The sequence below is a fragment of the Arthrobacter russicus genome (genome assembly GCF_031454135.1).
GTDB classification, from domain to species: domain Bacteria; phylum Actinomycetota; class Actinomycetes; order Actinomycetales; family Micrococcaceae; genus Renibacterium; species Renibacterium russicum.
Window position 1 is genome coordinate 13512 of sequence record NZ_JAVDQF010000001.1, and the last position, 14613, is coordinate 28124.

14 protein-coding genes and 1 pseudogene are annotated in these 14613 nt (G+C 63.0%); 10 read left to right on the plus strand and 5 right to left on the minus strand.

Annotated features, from left to right (window positions below; genetic code table 11):
* Nucleotides 1–9 precede the first annotated feature (9 nt).
* Nucleotides 10–891 (minus strand): phosphoserine phosphatase SerB, encoded by an 882-nt coding sequence (gene serB, locus JOE69_RS00070; RefSeq protein ID WP_309795009.1) that lies wholly within the window; start codon nt 889–891, stop codon nt 10–12.
* A gap of 65 nt (nt 892–956) precedes the next feature.
* On the opposite strand from serB, the gene JOE69_RS00075 reads away from it, so the two are divergent.
* The 9 genes and pseudogenes from JOE69_RS00075 (at nt 957) to JOE69_RS00115 (ending at nt 8351) form a co-directional block, all read left to right on the plus strand.
* Complete coding sequence (locus JOE69_RS00075) at nt 957–1739, plus strand: ABC transporter ATP-binding protein (RefSeq protein ID WP_309795010.1); 783 nt, start codon at nt 957–959, stop codon at nt 1737–1739.
* Nucleotides 1740–1755: 16 nt separating this feature from the next.
* The gene (locus tag JOE69_RS00080; protein WP_374709655.1) at nt 1756–2547 is read left to right on the plus strand and encodes a sulfite exporter TauE/SafE family protein; all 792 of its coding nucleotides are present in this window, start codon (nt 1756–1758) and stop codon (nt 2545–2547) included.
* The gene (locus JOE69_RS00085; protein ID WP_309801060.1) at nt 2538–3341 is read left to right on the plus strand and encodes a TrmH family RNA methyltransferase; all 804 of its coding nucleotides are present in this window, start codon (nt 2538–2540) and stop codon (nt 3339–3341) included. The genes JOE69_RS00080 and JOE69_RS00085 overlap by 10 nt, the downstream gene beginning before the upstream one ends.
* A 541-nt stretch (nt 3342–3882) precedes the next feature.
* Entirely contained in the window at nt 3883–4221 is a 339-nt protein-coding gene (locus JOE69_RS00090) for a hypothetical protein (RefSeq protein WP_309795013.1), read from the plus strand.
* A gap of 67 nt (nt 4222–4288) precedes the next feature.
* A complete protein-coding gene (locus tag JOE69_RS00095; RefSeq protein WP_309795015.1) occupies nt 4289–5335 on the plus strand; it encodes an XRE family transcriptional regulator in 1047 nt (348 codons plus the stop codon).
* 255 nt (nt 5336–5590) lie between these two features.
* Entirely contained in the window at nt 5591–7276 is a 1686-nt protein-coding gene (locus JOE69_RS17910; protein ID WP_510183257.1) for a zinc-ribbon domain-containing protein, read from the plus strand.
* A 42-nt stretch (nt 7277–7318) separates the two neighbouring features.
* Nucleotides 7319–7456, plus strand: a pseudogene (locus JOE69_RS00105) (TrmH family RNA methyltransferase); the annotation flags it as partial.
* Nucleotides 7457–7465: 9 nt separating this feature from the next.
* Entirely contained in the window at nt 7466–7927 is a 462-nt protein-coding gene (locus JOE69_RS00110; RefSeq protein ID WP_309795018.1) for a peroxiredoxin, read from the plus strand.
* A gap of 166 nt (nt 7928–8093) precedes the next feature.
* Nucleotides 8094–8351, plus strand: a complete 258-nt coding sequence (locus JOE69_RS00115) for a type B 50S ribosomal protein L31 (RefSeq protein WP_296361734.1) — start codon at nt 8094–8096, stop codon at nt 8349–8351.
* An 83-nt stretch (nt 8352–8434) separates the two neighbouring features.
* On the opposite strand, the gene JOE69_RS00120 is transcribed toward JOE69_RS00115, so the two are convergent.
* Entirely contained in the window at nt 8435–9112 is a 678-nt protein-coding gene (locus tag JOE69_RS00120; RefSeq protein ID WP_309795020.1) for an alpha/beta fold hydrolase, read from the minus strand.
* Nucleotides 9113–9235: 123 nt separating this feature from the next.
* On the opposite strand from JOE69_RS00120, the gene lplAB reads away from it, so the two are divergent.
* Complete coding sequence (gene lplAB / locus JOE69_RS00125; RefSeq protein ID WP_309795022.1) at nt 9236–10303, plus strand: lipoate-protein ligase LplAB; 1068 nt, start codon at nt 9236–9238, stop codon at nt 10301–10303.
* Nucleotides 10304–10447: 144 nt separating this feature from the next.
* On the opposite strand, the gene JOE69_RS00130 is transcribed toward lplAB, so the two are convergent.
* Genes JOE69_RS00130 through JOE69_RS00140 form a run of 3 tightly spaced genes read right to left on the minus strand, consistent with a single transcriptional unit; the run spans nt 10448 to nt 14573 of the window.
* Complete coding sequence (locus tag JOE69_RS00130; RefSeq protein WP_309795024.1) at nt 10448–10840, minus strand: RidA family protein; 393 nt, start codon at nt 10838–10840, stop codon at nt 10448–10450.
* Nucleotides 10841–10886: 46 nt separating this feature from the next.
* The gene (gene pepN, locus JOE69_RS00135; protein ID WP_309795026.1) at nt 10887–13496 is read right to left on the minus strand and encodes an aminopeptidase N; all 2610 of its coding nucleotides are present in this window, start codon (nt 13494–13496) and stop codon (nt 10887–10889) included.
* A gap of 54 nt (nt 13497–13550) precedes the next feature.
* Entirely contained in the window at nt 13551–14573 is a 1023-nt protein-coding gene (locus JOE69_RS00140) for a YeiH family protein (RefSeq protein WP_374709656.1), read from the minus strand.
* Nucleotides 14574–14613 lie beyond the last annotated feature (40 nt).

Consider the following 14613-nt stretch of genomic DNA (forward strand, 5'->3'; position numbering starts at 1 on the left):
GCCGGAAGGTCAGAGGCCGGCCAGGTCCACTACCAGGTCGAGCCGCCAGATCGCGGCATCTGCGGCCTCGACCACTGCGGGCTTGGCATTGAAGGCGACGCTGAAACCGGCTGCGGACATCATGTCCAGATCGTTGGCGCCGTCGCCGATCGCGATGCTCGCGCCGAGCGGAATGCCGACTGCAGCGCTCCATTGCCGGAGCGCCTGCGCCTTGGCCGCGCGATCGATGATTCGGCCTCGGACCCGTCCGGTCAGCCGGCCGTCCTCGACTTCCAGATCGTTGGCCGTGGCGAAATCGAGGCCCAAGCGAGCGGCGATCGGAGCCAGGATTTGGCTGAACCCGCCGGAGACTGCGGCAACTGTATGGCCGCCAGCCCGGGCCGTGCGGATCAGCCGTTCGGCGCCAGGGGAGAATCGGATCGCCTCGTGGACCTCGCCGAATACGGTTTCCGGCAGGCCGGCCAAGGTCTGCACCCGGGCATGCAGGCTCTGTTCGAAATCGAGCTCTCCGCGCATGGCTGCTTCGGTGACCGCCCGGACTTCCTCGGCCCGCCCGGCGTGCGCGGCGAGGAGTTCGATGACTTCCTGTTGGATCAGCGTCGAGTCGACGTCCATGACGATCAATTTCTTGGCGCCTTCGCGCAAGGAGGTGGGCACCAAAGCGGTGGAAACCGGTGCTTTGGCGAAGGTTCCACGGAGCAGGTCCCGGGTTTGCCGGATCTGCTCGGACGGCAGTTCCAGAGTCTGGCTGTGGAACGAATAATCCGGCGTCCGGCCGTCTCTGGGGCCGGTGGTGGAGTCCGTGAACCGGGCGATCGCTTCGTCGAATCGACGGCATTGCTGTGCGGTCAGTTCGGGGGCATAACAAAATGCGGCGTAACGATCGGGCATGGCCTACAGTCTACGCACTGCCACGGTTCGCGTTCGATACATGACGTGGCCTAATGTCTTGTTCTATGGGTGATGTTCTCGAATTGGCTTCCGTGCGCGTTGTGCGCGGCACAACGACCATGCTGGACGATGTTTCGTGGACGGTCAAAGAAGGTGAACGGTGGGTGGTGCTTGGCCCCAACGGCGCCGGAAAGACCACCTTGCTGCAGATCGCCGGGGCCCGGATGCATCCGACGTCGGGCATGGTGGGGATTTTGGACGAAATCCTGGGCGCGGTGGACGTTTTCGAATTGCGGCCCCGGATCGGCTTGGCTTCGGCCGCTCTGGCGAAGCAGATCCCGGAGCACGAAAAGGTGCTCAACGTGGTGGTGACCGCGGCATACGGAGTGACCGGCCGCTGGCGGGAGAGCTACGAGCGCGACGACGAACGGCGGGCTTTCGCTTTGTTGGACGCCTGGGGCATGTCGACCTTCCTGAACCGGCCGTTCTCCTCATTGAGCGAAGGCGAACGCAAGCGGGTGCAGATCGCCCGAGCCTTGATGACCGATCCGGAATTCCTGCTGCTGGACGAGCCGGCCGCCGGCCTGGACCTGGCCGGGCGGGAAGACCTGGTGCAGCGGCTGACCGGCTTGGCAGAGGATCCGACGGCGCCGGCGATCGTCCTGGTCACCCACCATCTCGAAGAGGTCCCGCCCGGCTTCACGCACGCATTGTTGATGCGCGACGGCGGTGTGGTCGCGCAAGGCGAAATCGCCGAGGTGCTCACTGAAGAACACCTCTCCAAAACTTTCGGCATCGCGCTGGAGGTGACCCGGCACAACGGGCGCTTCAGCGCCGTAGCGCGCTAAGGCTCCGGGGGCTCTGATGCTCGACCTGACCTGGTGGAGCGGGGTGCTCGTCGCGATTGCCGGCCTCTGGGCCGGTACGGTCAACACGGTGGTGGGTTCCGGGACTCTGGTGACTTTCCCGGTGCTGGTCGCTCTGGGCACAATCCCGGTGACCGCATCCATTTCCAACGCGATGGGCTTGGTCGCCGGAAACGCCTCCGGCGCTTGGGGCTACCGCAAAGAACTCAAGGGCCTCGGCGGCCAGGTGCTGAAGCTGCTCCCGGCCTCGATTCTGGGCGGCATCGTGGGCGCCTGGCTGCTGCTGCATTTGCCCGCCACGGTGTTCGGCATCGTGGCGCCGATTTTGATCGTGGTCGCGTTGGTGATGGTGATTTTCCAGCCGAAACTGCAGCGTTGGGTGGCCGGGCGGCGCCGGGACGGCGGAACCGGCCCCAGCCATTCGGTGCTGCTGACCGTGCTGGTTTTCCTCACCGGCGTTTACGGCGGCTATTTCGTCGCGGCCCAGGGAATTCTGCTGGTCGGGATCTTCGGCATCCTGCTCAGCGGCACCATGCAGGCGGCCAATGCGATGAAAAACGTACTGGTGCTCGCGGTCAACGTGGTGGCGGCGCTGTCCTATCTGATTTTCGCCTTCGACCGGATCGATTGGCCGGTGGTCGCGGTGATTGCGGTCTCCTCGCTGATCGGCGGGTACATCGGCTCGACGATCGGCCGCAAACTCAAGCCCGTGGTGCTGCGTACTTTCATCGTGCTGCTGGGCCTGGTGGCGCTGTACTTCATGCTCGGCAAACTCTTCGGCTGGGCGTGATCATCCGGCTGGACTCGGCGGACGACGCGCGGGTCAAAGATTACGGCAAGCTCACCGATACCCAGCTGCGGCGCAGCGTCGAAGCCGCACAAGGGCTGTACATCGCGGAGAGCTCCAAGGTGCTGCGCCGGGCGTTGGCCGCCGGCCACCGGCCCCGTTCGTTCTTCATGGCGGAGAAGTGGCTGGACAGCCTGGCCGATGTCTTCGCCGCCCACCCGGAGACGCCGGTGTATTGCGGCTCGGATGCGGTGCTCGAGGAAATCACCGGCTTCCACTTGCACCGCGGCGCGTTAGCAGCGATGGACCGGCCCGAGCCGGTGGATTTCCGCAGTCTGCTGGCTGGTGCCCGGCGGCTCGCGGTACTGGAAGACATCGTGGACCACACTAATCTGGGTGCGATTTTCCGTTCTGCCGCCGCGCTGGACGTCGATGCGGTGCTGATCAGCCCGCGCTGCGCGGATCCGCTGTACCGGCGCAGCATCCGGGTCAGCATGGGCACGGTGTTCCAGGTGCCCTGGGCCAGGCTGCCGCAGTGGCCCGATGATCTCGGGGTACTCCAGGTGGCTGGCTTCCGCACCGTGGCCTTGGCCTTAGCCGACGACGCTCTCAGCCTTGACCAGTTGGCGGCGGACCCGCCGGAGCGGCTCGCCTTGATCCTGGGTACCGAGGGGGAGGGGCTCAGCGCGGCGACCCTCGCCGCGGCCGATGCCTCGGTGATGATCCCGATGAGCGGCGGAGTCGATTCGCTCAACGTCGCGGCGGCCTCCGCGGTGGCGTTCTGGGCGGTGCGGTAGCGGTTTGGTAATAGTTTTGGTAGGAGTGTAGGTCGGGGGATCCTTTCCTGTAGCGGTTTGTCTCGACACGGAACTCGACACGCGGAACGGAGCAATAAAGCGTTTGTGCTCGAATTGAGTGGCATACTGAAGTTCAATGTTAGTTCTAAGCAGCGATTCCAAATTTTCATCTAGGAGGTTCACCGTGGTTCCAAACTCGCCTGTCGATGCTCTCGGAGTCCACGCTAATGGCGTTCGCGACCTACTTGTCGAAGTCGTGAAGTCCAGGCATGATCGCTTTGCGGAAGCGCACCAGATTTCGGGATCGCGGTACGGAATGGCGTTTGGAGCCCAGTGGCGAGACCTACTTGAAGACGTCCGAGAAGCGTTAACGGAGCGCGGCTTCCAGTCGCACAAACTAGCTCCGGCGGGTTACAAAATTCCTGTGATCAACGACTGTCTCGTCTATGTGTGGAGAGTTTCAGGTGCCGTTGACTCGGTCGCTTCGTTCGCGTCGAGCCCTACGCGGAAGAACGGCTTCTTAGCGTCGCCTCCCGATCCGATGCTTTTCGACCCGGCTCTATTAGCCGAGCCGTGCCCGGTTGATGACTCGGACGAAGAGACCGAGCTTGAAAGCATTGTTCGCGTTGTAAGCGACACGATGCCGTTGGTGCTCGTCATGGTGCAGTCGTCTCCTAGGCAACTACGTTTGATCGAATGGGCGGTCGCTGAACTTAGCCATGTGACCGGCGAGATTTTGCTTCACGGTCAGAGAGTCATTTGGGAACCGGAGCTCATTACAGCCGATGTTGCATCCGATATCGAGTCGTTCGATAGTGGCATTCCAGTTGCGCCAGCAGTCGAGCTGCAGAAACAGGAGGCGACGCGGCCGGATGCATGAGTATACTCCGAGCCCGTTTTACTTGCCTGGTTCCGGGCACACTCATGGACGTTTCGAGCCTGCAAGATTGACCCAGGCTCGGGTTCGTGTCGGGGTGAGTAAATCGGATCTTGCCGTTGAGATTGGGGTGTCTGCCGCTGCGATTGGCCAATACGAAGCGGGGGTAAACTCGCCGCGCCCCGACGTGCTTGACCGGTTAGCGCGGACACTGAATGTTCGTCCTGGTTTCTTTGGTACGGGTCGTCCTCTGGCGCGTATCGATACCGTGAATGCGCATTTCCGGAGCTTACGATCCGCCCGCGTCAGTGATCGACAAAAAGCAATCGCTACGGCAGCCATGGTGTGGGAACTGACGTTTGCTCTTGAGCGCTACGTGAAACTTCCTGTGGCTGATATTCCTGCGTTGGCAGCAGGGGCATCGCCTGCAGCTGCTGCAGACTCGTTACGCAAGCACTGGGGACTGCCCGACGGGCCTGTTAAACACCTCGTTGCTACAGCTGAGTCCAACGGCATAGTTGTAGTGGTACGGCCGCCCGGCGAGATTGACGCGGTGGATGCATTCTCAGCGGTGATCATGGATCGTCCTCTCGTCATAACTACGCCTCGCAGGATAGAAAACGTCTTTCGCCACCGCTTTTCGATTGCACACGAGATCGGGCACCTGTTATTGCACGCCGATTGTGGTGAGCACAGTGCGCTGATCGAAAAAGAAGCTGACGAATTCGCTGCAGCTTTCCTAACTCCCACATCTTCGATCGATGCGGTTCTCCCACAGCGCCTTGATTTGTCAGCGCTAGACCGTCTAGGCAGGACCTGGGGTGTCTCATCGCACTCGTTAGTCCGCCGGATGGTTGAGCGTGGCCGTACTACTGAGTCGTCAGCGCGTCGGGCTTACCAGCGTTTAGCGGCGCTTGGCGATTCCGGTGCCGATCCGACTAGCTCCTATGCGGGTGAGGTCCCGACACTATTGAAAAAGGCGGTGGCGCTGGCTGGAGACTATGGGGTTGGAGTACCCGAACTGGCTGAGATCTTGAAGCTCAATATCCCGCAAGTACAGGATCTGCTCGGAATGCCGGATCAACGTCCAGTATTGCGTCTCATCGATCATGACTGAAAATCAAGGCACCCGTCATGCACTAGGGCCGGGCTCTATCAATATTCCGGTGCTTTAGTGTGCTGTGGTCGTCAGCCGACGTGCTCCGCATGATATTTAGTTGTGGTTCGGCCTGACCTGTCTGACAGGGTAGGTCCTGCTTTCGGTAACACTTTGGCAGAATTGCTATTCATATCCATGATGGGAGGAGCCGTGGCAGCAGGAGATCAGCTTTGCTCGACCGAGGATTGTGGCAAACCAGGGGCTTTCAGGACGATGTCTAAGCCGACCTGGTGTACTGACTGCCTGAACGACATTGTCGCTGAGCTGGGCTTAGAACCCGTTGTTCCATTCTCGGGTCCCAAAAAGTACTGGCGTACACGGTGCCTGAGATGCAACGCGGAATGCGATTACCGCTTCGAATACCTTCTTGAACTGAGAGGCAGGAACGGACCTGTCTGTCGGCGCTGCTTCTGGAGAGCGCAAGCAACGTTGATCGGCTACTCTGAAAAACCTGTCAACAGAGAACAGCTGGCTGAGCTCTTGCAGGTAAACGGCTTCGAACCGGTAGAAGATCTCACGTCGATCGCCAGCTACGAGCACGCACTCATAACGCGGTGCAAGCGGTGCGGGCGTCAAGAGGCGAGGCGACCGGGTGACCTTGGCTGGGGTTGCAATTGCCAGCGCAACCCCAAGTCGGGGAGCACCCCGAAGCCGAGCAACGGGAAGCAGAAAGACCTCCTGTGCGACTCCGAGAATGATGCTTTGCAATGGTGGGACTATGAAGCCAACGACGACGCTAGCTTCAAGACCGTGACTCTACGAGCCCAGCGTGTCTGTCATTGGGTGTGCCCTGAGCACGGGCACAAGTTCACTGCGGCCGTCTTAGAGATTACGAGGCTTCCAGACTGTCCGCAATGTCGGCAGCGAAGGCGCGAGGAATATGAGCGCTATCGAGAAACTCCGGTGAGTGCCGTGGCCGAATTATTGGCCGCCTGGGACGATGAAGACGAAGCCTCAGCGGTGATGGTTGCTTCTGGCGCATTACGCAGATTTGCCTGCTCCGAGGGACACCACCCCCGGGTGAGCCCCTATACATATCTCAGCGCAGGCTGTCCGGCGTGCCGCAGCAACGCCACAAGACAGAGGGGCGAAGCGACTTTGCGGCAGACTCTGCCAGAGATCGCCGACCAATGGCATCCCGCGCTCAACGGGTCCAAGTGGAACCCCGACACCGTCGGACATGATTCTAAGAGGACTGTCTGGTGGAGAGCGGAATGCTGCGGACACGAGTGGAAAGCGCCCATAAAGGACCGTGACAAGTACCGCCGCCTGCGATGCCCCTGCTGTGAGACGATTCTCGGTTCGCTTGCTTGGGTGGATCCAGGCCTAGCCGCTGAGTGGAGCCTGGAGAACCCCCTGAGCGCCTGGCATATCCGCCCCACTGCGTCGACCCCATTCACTCCAAAATGGGTATGCTCGGTAAACACCGAGCATTGCTGGGAGGCTTCTCTCCCGTCCCGCTCAGCCGGGGCCGAGTGTCCGGAGTGCCGAAAAACCGGGAAATCCAAGGTCGAGCTCGACCATTTCACCGAATGCAAGAAGGTTTTCACCGGAGTGCGCTCGGGTGCATCCTTGCGGGACCCAGTCTTCGCGACCCGAAAAAGCTGGACGGTTGATATTCTCGCCAAACACGGCGATCGGAAAGTCGCAATTGAATATGACGGCTTTTACTGGCACTCACCAGCCGCAAAGGTAGAAGTGGACCATCGAAAGTCTTTGGACCTGCTCGCCGCAGGTTACACGGTTGTTCGCCTGCGAGAAGATGACCTGCCAGGCCTTGGCATCGAAAATGAGCAATATCTGGAGATCCAGGTTTTCTCGAGAGCGTCGCGACCTTCGCACATCATCTTGCAGATTCTCACCTTGCTCGGGGGGGGAGATGAAGACCGGAAGCAATAGATGAGGGCACCAGTTGAAGCGGGATCCCGTATGGCGATTTTGTTGGCCGCGGCCGATGCTTCGGTGATGATCCCGATGAGCGGGGGAGTCGATTCGCTCAACGTCGCGGCGGCGTCAGCGGTGGCTTTCTGGGCGGTGCGCGATAAGACCACTCAGTCACGGCACAGCGCTTCGGGATAGTGTGGTGTTATGCGCAAAGGTGACGTAGTCGAAGATTTCGAGCTGCCCGACCAATCGGGTACGCCGCAGCGGCTGAGCACGCTGCTCGAGAACGGGCCGGTGGTGCTGTTCTTCTACCCGCTCGCGATGAGCGGCGGCTGCACCAAAGAAGTCTGCCATTTCCGCGATGTGGACGCCGAGTTCAAAGCGCTCGGCGCCCAGCAAGTGGGAATCAGCCGGGACAGCGTGGCGCGCCAAGCCGAATTCGCCAAGCGCACCGGGATCGACTACCCGTTGCTTTCCGACGAAGCCGGCGAGGTCGCCGAGGCCTTCGGGGTGAAACGGCGCCTGCTGGCCAAGGCCCTGCCGGTCAAGCGGGCCACCTTCGTGATCGACACCGATGCCCGGATCCTGGAGACGGTGTCCAGCGAAACCGACATGAACGGGCACGCCGACCAGGCCCTCGCCGCACTCAAGGCCCGGCAAAGCTGAGCCGTTGCCGCGCAGATTCCGCTTTCTGGCCGACCCAGGGTAAGATTGAATGTTGCGTTGTGCGCCCTCGATGATTTGCAATGAATTCCGAGGCGCTACCGCAGCTCCTATCCGTGAAGTACCGGGGCTGGCAAAATCCAGGCCCACCCGAGAAAAAGGCACAAACGTGAAAAGCGATATCCACCCGAAATACGAAGCAGTCGTCTTCAACGACCTGGCTTCCGGCACCAAATTCCTGACCCGGTCCACCGTTTCTTCGGACAAGACCATCGAGTGGGAAGACGGCAAGACCTACCCGGTCATCGACGTCGAAATCTCCTCCGAGAGCCACCCGTTCTACACCGGCAAGCAGCGTATCATGGACAGCGCCGGCCGGGTGGAGCGCTTCAACGCACGCTTCAAGGGCTTCGGCGGCAAGAAGTAAGCCACGTCGAGTCCGCACGAAGCGGGCCGGAACACCTTCGGGGGTTCCGGCCCGCTTTTTGTTTGCCTCGAAGCTGCTCCGGCTCAGGCCGCTGCGGCCAGAATCACCTTAACCACTTCCTCCGGGTGTGACAGCATCACCGAGTGGCTGGCCCCTTCGATTACCGTGGTCTGGGCGCCCATTCGCTCGGCGCAGGCAGCTTCCAGTTTCGGATTGATGATCTGATCGTTGCCGGCCACCACGTACCAGGTGGGCACGTCTTTCCAAGCGGGTGCACCACTAGCCCAGGTGAACCGGCCGGCGTCGCTCGGTCCTTGGGTCGCGGCATTGATCCGGGCCTGCTCTTCCGGCAGGTCCGGTGCGAAGTACGCCACATAGTCGTCTTGGCTGAGCGTGAACCGGCCTTGCGGATCGAGCACGAACTTACTGGCCGAGGGTAAGGCGCCGTACTCCTCGGTGAGACCACCGGCGGATTCGCCTTCTTCTGGGCCGAACGCCGCGACGTAGACCAGCGACTTCACATTCGGCGCGCCCTTGGCCGCGTTGCTGATCACGAAACCGCCGAAGGAGTGTCCGACGACGACGGTCTCGCCGTCGAGCGTGTCCAGCAGTTCCCGGACCTTCTGCACGTCATCCGGGATCGAGCTCAACGGCTGCTGCGCGGCGACCACATGGTGTCCGGCGGCTTGCAGCGCCGGGATCACCCCGGCCCAGGATGATCCGTCCGCGATCGCGCCGTGGACTAAAAGGATATTTGCCATTGTTGTTCTCCTCGGTTGGTTTGAAACACAACGGACGAGGCTCCTACGACCTCCCCCATACGCTTCAAGCTACGGGGGAGCCCTAAACTGGTCAAGGGATTTGCTCTGCGGGAAAGGTGTCAATTGGCTGAGAAAAACGTCGTCCACGGCGAGTACAAAGTGCCCGGGGGCAAACTGGTGGTGGCCGATCTGGAGGTCGCCGACGGGGTGTTGCAGCGTGTGTCGATCAACGGCGATTTCTTCCTGGAACCGGATGAGGCGTTGACCGAGATCAATGCCGCTTTGACCGGCCTTCCGGTGGCGACGTCCGCGCGGGAGTTGGCTGCCGCCGTCGTGCGCGGAGTGCGTCCGGAGGCGGTGCTCTTCGGCTTCTCCGCCGAGGCCGTGGCGATCGCCGTGCGCCGGGCATTGAAGTTGGCGACGAGCTGGACCGACCACGAGTTCGAGATCATTCCGCCGACACCGCTCGACACCTATCGGCACGTCGCGATGGACGAGGTGCTGACCCGCCAAGTCGGTGCCGGATTGCGCAAACCGACGCTGCGGTTCTGGGAATGGGAAGCACCCTCGGTGGTGATCGGCAGCTTCCAATCGGTGCGCAACGAGGTCGACGCCGACGGTGTGGCGCGCTACGGGGTCACCGTGGTGCGCCGGATCAGCGGCGGCGGCGCGATGTTCATGGAACCCGGCAATGCGATCACCTACTCGTTGTACGTGCCGCAGAGCCTGGTCGACGGTTTGAGCTTTGCCGACTCCTATCCGTTCTTGGACGCCTGGGTGATGGCGAGTCTGCAGAAGCTCGGCATTTCGGCGCACTACGTCCCGTTGAACGACATCGCCACCGAGCAGGGCAAGATCGGTGGCGCGGCGCAGAAGCGGCTCAGCAACGGAGGGCTGCTGCACCACGTGACCATGTCCTACGACATCGATGCGGACAAGATGACGCAGGTGCTGCGGATCGGCCGGGAGAAACTCTCGGACAAAGGCATTGGTTCGGCGAAGAAGCGGGTCGACCCGTTGCGCCGGCAGACCGGCTTGGCCCGCGAAGCGATCATCGAAACCATGATGGAGACCTTCGAGGAACTGCATTCCGCAGAACGGGTCCCGCTCAGTGAAGCCGATCTGGCCGCCGCCGACGATTTGGTGACCGCGAAATTCCACACCGACGGCTGGACCAACCGGGTTCCCTGAGCCGGGTCGCGGGCTGGTCTGGCCGGCCAGCCCAGTCGGTTCGCTGGAACCGTCCACTTGGGCGCAGTTGAGCCGGGCTGGGGCTGGCTGAACCCGGCTCAACTGCGCCCAAGTCAGTTGACCGTGACGGCCGGCCGCAGAACACTACCCGCCTACCGCGACCGCCTCGACCTCCACCAGCTGGCCCGGGTAGCCGAGGACCGCCACGCCGAGCAAGGTGCTCGGCGCATCGTGGTCGCCCATCGCGGCACGCACCGCGCGCCATGCGGACACCAGATCATCCCGGTCGCTGCTGGCCACGTAGACCGTGGTCTTGAGGATCGAGGACAATCCGGAGCCGGCATCCTGCAGCGCCACCTCCAGGTTCCGCAGGCAGAGTGTGGCCTGTTCCGCGAAGTCGAGAGCGGGCACTTCGCCGGCCTCGTCCAAGGGGCAGGCCCCGGCGGTGAAAACCAATCTCGGGGCCTCCGTGGATGCGGCGTAGGCGTACTGGGCGACGTCGGACAGGCTGGGGCTACGGTGCAGGACAGGATCCACGCCGATCAGAATACCAACGCACCGGAGGTCCGTGCGCGGTCGGGAATCAGGCCAGCTGCGCCCGCAACGACCGTTGCAGTTGGTCCAGGCACTCGATCACGATCCGGCGCAGGGCCTGGGGTGCTTCGGCCCGGTCCGCCAGCCAGTCGGTGGCCCGGCGCACTACGTCGTGCTGGTCCAACGGCAGCCCGGGTTCGGCGTCCTGCTCCGGAAACAGCCCGCGGACGATGCGGCTGGAGATTTCGATGCTGCGGCTGGACCAGATTCCGTCAAGCACTTCGAAATAGCCGGCCCGGTAGGGTTCCAGAAGCGAGCCCGGGCCAGCCCGGAAGCCCTCGATGCTGGCACTGATTTCCGCATTCGAGAGCGAGTCGGATTCCACGACCTCGGACCAGACCGCAGCCTTCACCGGAGCCTCCGGACGGGCCGCGGCAGCACAACGGTAGCCGATCGCCGCGGTCGAACTCTTGTCGGTTGCCAGTTCGGCGGCCAGCTCCGGCAACGCGGCCGAACCATTGGCGGAGAGCGCCTGCAGGAGCCGCCAGCGGAGGTCGGAGTCCACTGCCAGCCCGTCTGGTCCCTGGCCGGCCAGGGTGTCGCGGAGCAGTTGGTTCGCCGACGTCGAATCCCGGGCGAGCAGCGCCAGGCTACGCATCCAAGCCAATTGGACTCCCGAGCCCGGGATCGCGGTGCGGGCCTGAGCCATGGAGGTCTGCAGCAAAGCTTCGAGCAGTTCCGGCCGCTGGTCGGCCGGGCTCAACCGTTGGACCGCGATTCGGGCATTGTCCAGGAGCGTGGCGAGGACCCCGTCCTTGGTGATCACGGAAGCGAAATGCCGGACCGCGCCGACGAAGTCTGCGGCAGGCAGCACCGCATCCCGGGTCATATTCCACAGGGCGGACCAGCAGAGCGTGCTGGCCAAAGGATCGTCGAGCCGGTCCAGCGAACCCAGTACCGTGCGCAAGGATTCCGGGTCCAACCGGACCTTGGCGTAGCTGAGGTCATCGTCGTTGAGCAGCAAAAGCTCCGCCTGCCGATCGCCGGCCAATTCCGGGACCTCGGTCCATTCGCCGCTGACCTCGACCGGAACCGAGCGGGTCCGCAGCAAGGTGCCATCAGCGGTGCTGGAGTACAGGCCGATCCGCAAGGTGTGCGGCCGGTGCGCCGGCCGGCCGGTGATCGGGTCCTGGGCCTGCTGCTGGATCCGGACCCGGCGATAGTGGCCGTCGGCGGACTCGATTTCCGCGCTGAGCGTGGAAATGCCCGCGGTCTGCAGCCAAGCTGCGGCCCAGGCGTCCATGTCCCGTCCCGCAGCCGCTGCGTCGTTCCGGGTGGCACCGGCCAAAGCGGTCAGGAAGTCCTGCAGTGTGGTGTTTCCAAACGCATGGTCTTGGAAGTACTTCCGGGCGGCGCTGAAAAAGGCCTCCGGCCCGACGAAGGCCACCAGCTGCTTGAGCACGGATGCGCCTTTGGCATAGGTGATGCCGTCGAAATTCTGCTTTGCGGCTTCCAGATCGACGATGTCGGCCACGATCGGATGGGTGCTGGGCAATTGGTCCTGGACATAGGCCCAGCCTTTGCGCCGATTCGCGAAGTTGACCCAGGATTGGGCGCCCCAATCGGTGGTCTCGGCCACCGCAAGCGTGCCCATGTAGTCGGCGAAGGACTCCTTGAGCCACAAATCGTCCCACCAGCGCATGGTGACCAGATCGCCAAACCACATGTGGGCCATTTCGTGCAGCAGCGTGTTCGCCCGTTGTTCGTATTGCATCTCAGTGGCCCGCGAGGTGAAGACATAGCCGTCGCTGAAGGTGACCAGACCGGGATTCTCCATCGCGCCCAAGTTGTATTCCGGAACGAAAGCCTGGTCGTATTTCCCGAACGGGTAAGCGAAGTCGAAGAGCCCGTGGAAATAGTCCAAACCCCGTTTGGTGAGCTCGAAGACCTGCTCGGCGTCGAAGCTGGCCGCCATCGAGGCACGGCAGTACGCGGCCAGCGGGACGTCGACCACGCCGGACCAGTGCGACTCGAACCTGGCATACTCGCCGGCCAGGATGCAGGTGATGTAGCTCGAGATCGGTTCCGTGGCGGCAAACACCCAGCGGCTCAAGTCCGGTGCGCTGGCCAGCGGGCTGACGGCTTCCGCAGCACCGTTCGAGGCGACCTGCCAGTGCGAAGGCGCGATCACTTCGATCCGGTAGCGCCCCTTCAAATCCGGTTGTTCGAAGTTCGCGAAGACCCGGCGTGCGTCGGCCGGCTCGTACTGGGTGTAAAGGTAGATTTTTCCGTCTTCCGGATCCAGATAGCGGTGCAGTCCTTCACCGCTCCGGGAGTATTGCGCGGTAGCGGTGACCAGGACCTGGTTTTCGGCTTGCAGATCCGGAAGCACGATCCTGGCGCCCTGGTAATCGACCGGCAGTTCGCGCCCGTTGAGGTTGACCCGCTGCACCGAGCTGCCCACGAAGTCCAAGAAGCTGCTTTCGCCCGGGACCGCGCTGAAGGTGATGATGCTCTGCGTGGTGAAGCCGTCTGCTTCAGCGGAGACCGCGCTGCGCAGGTCGACCGTGACGTGGTAGTCGTGCACCGAGATGATCCGGGCGCGTTCTGCGGCTTCGGCGCGGCTCAGGTTAAGGGCTTGGGAGTTGAAAACAGGCACCAGGACATCTAATCATGAGCCGGGCGCAATCGGTGCCGGGCGCAGGCCGTCCGGCTAGTGCGAAATCAGCTGTACCGCAAGCAGGCCGAGTACCGCGACGAGCAGCCAGGAGAGCAGCGCCATGGCCACCGCGCGGAGTCCGGAACCGAGCAACTCGCGAACCCGGATCGCCGATCCGAGGCCGAACAGGGCCGCGCCCAGCGCGATGTCCTGCAGCACCGAACCGGCGTCGCGCACTCCTTCGGGCAACCAGCCGGTGCTGCTCAAGGCGATCATCGCCAAAAAGCCGAGCACGAACAACGGCACGATCGGAGGCAGGGCGCCGATCGCACCGGCGGGCCGTTTGCGCCGTTCCAACAGCGAAGCCGCGGCGACCATCGGCGCCAACAGGATCACCCGGGTCAGTTTGATCAGGATCGCCGCAGCCAAGGCGCCGGCGCCGGCGGTCTGCGCGGTCGCCACGACTTGGCCGACGTCGTGCACCGAAGCACCCACCCATTGCCCGAAATGCAGGGGAGTCAGGCCCAAGGGCACCATCAGCAGCGGCAGCATACCGATCGCCAAAGTTCCGCACAGCGTGACCAGGGCTACCGGGAGGACCGTATCGCGTTGTTTCGTACCACGCACCGCGGCCATCGCACCGATCGCCGAGGCCCCGCAGATGGAGAAGCCGGTGGCGATCAACAAGGGGGCGTCGCCGGGCAGCCGGAAGATTTTTCCCAGCCCCCAGACCCCGGCGAAACTGAGCAGGACCACGCCGGCCACTATGGCCAGGGTCTGCCAACCCAGACCGAGCAGGTCGCCGAGCACCAGTTTGAGTCCGAGCAGGACGATCCCGACCCGCATCAGGTGTTTGCCGGCGGCATTCAGCCCGGGCCGGAGAACTCCGAAGACCGGTCGCGAAATCCCCGGCAGATTCGCGGCCAGGATGCCCAACACCACTGCGATCGTCATGGCCGGAAGCACCGGCACCAGGGAATGCAGGGCGAGTGCTGCAGCTACCGCGACCAGGCTGGCGAACAGTCCCGGGACCAGCGGGCGGGCGGCGGCCATGGCGGCGGAAGCTGAACGGGGCACTGTTCCACTCTAGTCACCCGGGACGGCGCGCCGGCCCGTT